The following is a 4,205-nucleotide window of genomic DNA, read 5'->3' as shown; positions in this document are numbered from 1 at the left end:
GGCGCCGATCGCCGGCGCCGCCCCGGTGACCCCACCCCCGGCCCCTCCCGCGAGCGGGAGGGGAGAAGCCCGCAGGGAGACCTCAATGCCGCTCGACGCCGACTCGTTCGATCTCCTTCTAGAGACCGTGCGGCGCTACGTCGCAGAGCGGCTGCGCCCGCTCGAGGCGCGGGTGGCGGACGAGGACGAGGTGCCGGACGAGGTCGTGCGCGAGATGCGCGATATGGGGCTGTTCGGGCTCTCCATCCCCGAGGAATATGGCGGGCTCGGCCTGAACATGACCGAGGAGATCCGCGTCGCCTTCGAGCTCGGCCGCACGACGCCCGCCTTCCGCTCGGTGTTCGGCACCAACGTCGGCATTGGCAGCCAGGGTCTGGTGATCGCCGGGTCCGACGCGCAGAGAGCCCAATGGCTGCCGCGCATCGCCAGCGGCGAGGTGATCACCAGCTTCGCATTGACCGAACCGGGCGCGGGCTCCGACAGCGCCTCGGTCACCACTCGCGCGATCCGGGACGGCGGTTCCTACCGCCTGTCGGGCGCCAAGCGCTTCATCACCAATGCCGACAAGGCCTCGCTGTTCACGGTGATGGCGCGCACCGGCGGCCCCGGGGCGAAGGGCGTCTCGGCCTTCCTGGTTCCCGCCGATCTCCCCGGCCTTTGCGTCGGGCGCCCTGAGCGCAAGATGGGCCAGCAGGGCGCCCATGTCTGCGACGTGACGTTCGACGACGTGCCGGTGCCGGCGGCCAACCGCCTCGGCGAGGACGGGGAGGGCTTCCGCATCGCGATGCAGGTGCTCGACCGCGGCCGGCTGCACATCGCCGCGGTCTGCACCGGGATCGCCGAGCGGCTGGTGGCAGACAGCGTCGCCTACGCCCAGGCCCGCAGCCAGTTCGGCAAGCCGATCGCCGACTTCCAGCTGATCCAGGCGATGATCGCCGATTCCAAGACCGACGCGATGGCGGCGCGTTCCCTGGTGCTCGACGCGGCCGAGCAGAAGGATCGCGGCGAACCGATCACGCTGGAGGCGGCCGCCGCCAAATATTTCGCGAGCGAGGCGGTGGGGCGGGTGGCCGATCGCGCCGTCCAGATCTTCGGCGGCGCCGGCTATGTCGCCGATTACGGCATCGAGCGGCTCTATCGCGACGTGCGGCTGTTCCGGATCTACGAAGGCACCAGCCAGATCCAGCAGCTTGTCATCGCCCGCGAGACGCTGAAGCGCGGCGGCTGAGGCGGTGGCGACGCCGTCGGATGTCCCGGCCTCCAGGCCGCGCCCGAGGAAAAGCGGGAGACGCCTCGCAGGCCTCACCGCCCTTGCCGCAATCGCGCTGCTCGTCTGGGCCGCAGTCACCGCCATGCGCATCGTGGACATGGCCGGCGAGGGCTCCGTCGGCCCCGCCGACGCTGCCATCGTCCTCGGCGCGGCGATCGACGGCAACCGTCCCTCGGCGGTGTTCGAGGCCAGGATCGCGCACGGGATCGCGCTCTTTCGCCGGGGCGCGGTTCGCCGGATCGTCTTCACCGGCGGCGCCACCGGCCGCGGCGCGGCAGCCGAGTCCGAGGTCGCGCGCGCCTATGCCTTGGCCCGCGGCGTCCCTCGGCAGGTAATCCTGATCGAGACGGTCTCCCGCACGACGCACCAGAATCTGGTCGAGGCGCGCCGGATCGCCCGGAAGGAGCGGATCGAAGCGATGCTGATTGTCACCGATCCGCTGCACATGCGGCGCGCACTGCGCATGGCTTCGGATCTCGGCCTCCGCGCCGAGGGCGCGCCGACGCCGTTCAGCCGCTACCGCAGCTGGAGTACCAAGGCGCCGTTCCTGCTGCGAAAGACCTTCTTCTACAATTTCTACCTGCTCACCGGCCACTGATTGTAGCGCGCGCGATCATGCCTGGTGACGTCCAGCGCCCCAGCCAGTGATCTTCCGTTCGCGTCATGATATTCTCGCCCGAGCAACAGGGAGGGTTCCATGGCGGATATCGGCATGTTCCTCGGCGCACTTGTGGCCGTCTTTGTCCTTGCGTTCCTATGGGAAAAGATTCTCTTGCAGCGCATCCTCGACGATCCCGTCAAAGGCAAGGTCGGGTCGGTGATCGCCGCCTGGCTGACCGCCAGCGCAGTCTGGTGGTTCAGCACCGCTGGCCAAAGCGCCTATTCGGTCCGCGGGCTTGTCGCCTATGCCGTTGCCGCCGCCCTGCTCGGTGTGCTCGCCTTTCACCGCGGAGCGAGACTTCGCGAGGAGATCGAGCTCGGTCGGGAAGCTGCGGAGTAACGAAGAGTCGCTGCCGCATTGTGCTACTTGCTGCCGGCCGGCTCCTCGGGCGAGGTCTCCAGCACGGCCTTGGAGAGACGGTTGAGCTGCTGCATCTTCCCCATGGTCGGAGAGGCGCTGTACAGCGCCTTCAGATAGGCGACGTCGGGCGCGCGAAGGCTCGGCGGGGTCTCGCCGCCGTCGTTGAACAGGGTGAGGATCGTGTCGACGCCGGTCGCCTCGGCCGGCGGCTGCGCCGCGGCGAGGGCGCGCATCACCGCGTAATCGGCGACCTGCATCAGCGTCTTGCCGTTCGCCGCGGCGCTGTCGATCACGACGTAGGAATCGAGGATTGCCTGCTGCGTCGACGATTTGATGATCGAGGCCGACATGTTGCGCTGAGTCTTTCCGCCCGGAGTGGCTCGGCCGACGTCGGCGGCGGCGCCTTCGCTCTCCGAATCGGTCGGCACCCCGCTGGCCGAGACGCGGTTGCCATGGGCGCGGTCGAACTGGCCCTTGCCCGACGAATAATCGGCATAGACCTGGCCGTCTTCGTTCTGGGTCTGGACGGCGCTCCAGGCCAGAGCGGGGCGCTGGTCCTTCATCAGCCGGTCGATCTCGCTTTTCTCCATGCCTGCGAAGAAGACCGGCTTCTGGCGATGGAGCTCCGAGACGAAGGCCTGGGCATCCTCGACCACGATGATCCTGAAATTGGTCGCGCAGCCCGGCTTGCCGACCTTCACGCCGACATATTTCGCGACCTTCTTCACCCGCTCGACGATCACCGCTGCATTCTCTTCCGGCATGCCGATCACGGTCGGGCAGACCGGATTGCGAAAGGCGGGCAGCTGGTCGTTGACCGGCCGGGAGATGTCGTTGACGTAGCGACGCGCGGCCTCGCGGGTCAGCCGCTCGCCGGTGACGACGATGTCGTCGGAACCTGCAGGCTGCGGCGCGGCCTGTGCCGCAAGCGCCAGCGCAATCGTCAGAGCGAACATCCCTCAATCCCTCCTCTATTCAGTCCCGACGTCGAGCTAGCCGGTATTTCGCGTCCACGAGCCGCTCACTTTCCGGCGCCGGCGGGCTCCTCGGGCGAAGTCTCGAGCACCGCCTTGGTCAGGCGGTTGAGCTGCGCCATCTTGTTCAGCGTTGGCGACGCGCTGTACAGCGCCTTCAGATAGGCGACGTCGGGCGCGCGAAGGCTCGGCGGGGTCTCGCCGCCGTCGTTGAACAGGGTGAGGATCGTGTCGACGCCGGTCGCCTCGGCCGGCGGCTGCGCCGCGGCGAGGGCGCGCATCACCGCGTAATCGGCGACCTGCATCAGCGTCTTGCCGTTCGCCGCGGCGCTGTCGATCACGACGTAGGAATCGAGGATTGCCTGCTGCGTCGACGATTTGATGATCGAGGCCGACATGTTGCGCTGAGTCTTTCCGCCCGGAGTGGCTCGGCCGACGTCGGCGGCGGCGCCTTCGCTCTCCGAATCGGTCGGCACCCCGCTGGCCGAGACGCGGTTGCCATGGGCGCGGTCGAACTGGCCCTTGCCCGACGAATAATCGGCATAGACCTGGCCGTCTTCGTTCTGGGTCTGGACGGCGCTCCAGGCCAGAGCGGGGCGCTGGTCCTTCATCAGCCGGTCGATCTCGCTTTTCTCCATGCCTGCGAAGAAGACCGGCTTCTGGCGATGGAGCTCCGAGACGAAGGCCTGGGCATCCTCGACCACGATGATCCTGAAATTGGTCGCGCAGCCCGGCTTGCCGACCTTCACGCCGACATATTTCGCGACCTTCTTCACCCGCTCGACGATCACCGCTGCATTCTCTTCCGGCATGCCGATCACGGTCGGGCAGACCGGATTGCGAAAGGCGGGCAGCTGGTCGTTGACCGGCCGGGAGATGTCGTTGACGTAGCGACGCGCGGCCTCGCGGGTCAGCCGCTCGCCGGTGACGACGATGTCGT

At 68.0% G+C, this 4,205-nt stretch carries 5 protein-coding genes; 3 read left to right on the top strand and 2 right to left on the bottom strand.

What is annotated here, in order from left to right; genetic code table 11:
• Positions 1-85 precede the first annotated feature (85 nt).
• The 3 genes from E2493_RS20880 to E2493_RS20870 all read left to right on the top strand — a co-directional run bounded on the left by E2493_RS20880 (position 86) and on the right by E2493_RS20870 (position 2,270).
• Positions 86-1,228: an acyl-CoA dehydrogenase family protein gene (locus tag E2493_RS20880; protein WP_135090702.1), complete on the top strand. Its 1,143-nt coding sequence runs from the start codon at positions 86-88 to the stop codon at positions 1,226-1,228.
• Positions 1,229-1,352: 124 nt separating this feature from the next.
• On the top strand, positions 1,353-1,868 hold the full coding sequence (locus tag E2493_RS20875) for a YdcF family protein (protein ID WP_135090700.1): 516 nt from the start codon (positions 1,353-1,355) through the stop codon (positions 1,866-1,868).
• 99 nt (positions 1,869-1,967) lie between these two features.
• On the top strand, positions 1,968-2,270 hold the full coding sequence (locus E2493_RS20870; protein ID WP_135090698.1) for a hypothetical protein: 303 nt from the start codon (positions 1,968-1,970) through the stop codon (positions 2,268-2,270).
• A gap of 23 nt (positions 2,271-2,293) precedes the next feature.
• Here the strand turns inward: E2493_RS20870 and E2493_RS20865 are convergent, their stop codons facing one another.
• Both E2493_RS20865 and E2493_RS21525 read right to left on the bottom strand, forming a co-directional pair.
• A complete protein-coding gene (locus tag E2493_RS20865) occupies positions 2,294-3,247 on the bottom strand; it encodes a hypothetical protein (RefSeq protein WP_135090696.1) in 954 nt (317 codons plus the stop codon).
• A 65-nt stretch (positions 3,248-3,312) separates the two neighbouring features.
• The coding region (locus E2493_RS21525) for a hypothetical protein (RefSeq protein ID WP_167737681.1) at positions 3,313-4,205 on the bottom strand (893 nt) is incomplete at its 5' end.

Source organism: Sphingomonas parva (ex Maeng et al. 2020) (genome assembly GCF_004564275.1).
GTDB lineage: Bacteria > Pseudomonadota > Alphaproteobacteria > Sphingomonadales > Sphingomonadaceae > Allosphingosinicella > Allosphingosinicella parva.
This window is presented reverse-complemented; position numbering and strand designations above follow the sequence as displayed.

Bases quoted from the DNA above. Each gene is read 5' to 3' on its own strand.
- E2493_RS20880 (WP_135090702.1), top strand. From the start codon at position 86: ATGCCGCTCGACGCCGACTCGTTCGATCTCCTTCTAGAGACCGTGCGG.
- E2493_RS20870 (WP_135090698.1), top strand. From the start codon at position 1,968: ATGGCGGATATCGGCATGTTCCTCGGCGCACTTGTGGCCGTCTTTGTC.
- E2493_RS20865 (WP_135090696.1), bottom strand. From the start codon at position 3,247: ATGTTCGCTCTGACGATTGCGCTGGCGCTTGCGGCACAGGCCGCGCCG.
- E2493_RS20875 (WP_135090700.1), top strand. From the start codon at position 1,353: ATGCGCATCGTGGACATGGCCGGCGAGGGCTCCGTCGGCCCCGCCGAC.